Source organism: Pseudomonas flexibilis (assembly GCF_000802425.1).
Classification (GTDB): Bacteria; Pseudomonadota; Gammaproteobacteria; order Pseudomonadales; family Pseudomonadaceae; genus Serpens; species Serpens flexibilis.
Map to the genome: position 1 here is coordinate 1 of NZ_JRUD01000049.1, position 1,295 is coordinate 1,295.

2 protein-coding genes are annotated in these 1,295 nt (G+C 66.4%); both read left to right on the plus strand.

The genetic code is table 11. The features are described from left to right. Positions 1-316 (plus strand): electron transfer flavoprotein subunit beta/FixA family protein (locus SF06_RS17665; protein ID WP_039562958.1); only part of this gene is annotated, 316 nt, incomplete at its 5' end. Continuing rightward, entirely contained in the window at positions 316-1,245 is a 930-nt protein-coding gene (locus SF06_RS17670) for an electron transfer flavoprotein subunit alpha/FixB family protein (protein ID WP_039562959.1), read from the plus strand. The genes SF06_RS17665 and SF06_RS17670, both read left to right, overlap by 1 nt. Positions 1,246-1,295: the final 50 nt, after the last annotated feature.

The following is a 1,295-nucleotide window of genomic DNA, read 5'->3' on the forward strand; positions in this document are numbered from 1 at the left end:
GGTGGAAGTGGCTGGCGACAAGGTCAACGTCACCCGCGAGATCGACGGCGGTCTGCAGACCGTGGCGCTGAGCCTGCCGGCCATCGTCACCACCGACCTGCGCCTGAACGAGCCGCGCTACGCCTCGCTGCCGAACATCATGAAGGCCAAGAAGAAGCCGCTGGACGTGGTCACCCCGGACGCCCTGGGCGTGTCCACCGCCTCCACCGTGAAGACCCTCAAGGTCGAGGCGCCGGCCGCGCGCAGTGCCGGCGTGAAGGTCAAGTCCGTGGCTGAACTGGTCGAGAAACTGAAGAACGAGGCGAAGGTGATCTGATGGCCATCCTGGTAATCGCTGAACACAACAACGCCGCCCTGGCGGCCGTGACCCTGAACACCGTGGCCGCTGCGGCCAAGATCGGTGGCGACATCCACGTGCTGGTCGCCGGCCAGAACGTTGGCGGCGTGGCCGAAGCGGCCGCCAAGGTCGCCGGCGTGAGCAAGGTGCTGGTGGCCGACAACGCCGCCTACGCCAACCTGCTGCCGGAAAACGTCGCGCCGCTGATCGCCGAGCTGGGCAAAGGCTATAGCCACGTGCTGGCCCCGGCCACCACCAACGGCAAGAACTACCTGCCGCGCGTGGCCGCCCTGCTGGACGTCGACCAGATCTCCGAAATCGTCGCCGTGGAAAGCGCCGACACCTTCAAGCGCCCGATCTACGCCGGCAACGCCATCGCCACCGTGCAATCCAGCGCAGCGGTGAAGGTGATCACCGTGCGTGGCACTGGTTTCGACCCGGTCGCTGCCGAGGGCGGTTCCGCTGCCATCGAAGCCGTCTCCGGCGCCGCCGATGCCGGCAAGTCCGCTTTCGTTGGCGAAGAGCTGGCCAAGAGCGACCGTCCGGAACTGACCGCCGCCAAGATCGTGGTCTCCGGCGGCCGTGGCATGCAGAACGGCGACAACTTCAAGCTGCTCTACAGCCTGGCCGACAAGCTCGGCGCGGCGGTGGGCGCCTCGCGCGCCGCGGTGGATGCCGGCTTCGTGCCGAACGACATGCAGGTCGGCCAGACCGGCAAGATCGTCGCCCCGCAGCTGTACATCGCCGTGGGCATCTCCGGTGCCATCCAGCACCTGGCGGGCATGAAGGACTCCAAGGTGATCGTCGCGATCAACAAGGACGAAGAAGCGCCGATCTTCCAGGTGGCCGACTACGGCCTGGTGGGCGACCTGTTCGAGGTCGTGCCGGAACTGGAAAAGCTGGTCTGATCCAGTCGCTTCGGTAACAGGAAAAACCCGCTCCTCGGAGCGGGTTTTTT

Excerpts from the sequence above, each read along its gene's own strand:
- SF06_RS17670 (WP_039562959.1), top strand. The coding sequence starts at position 316 with ATGGCCATCCTGGTAATCGCTGAACACAACAACGCCGCCCTGGCGGCC.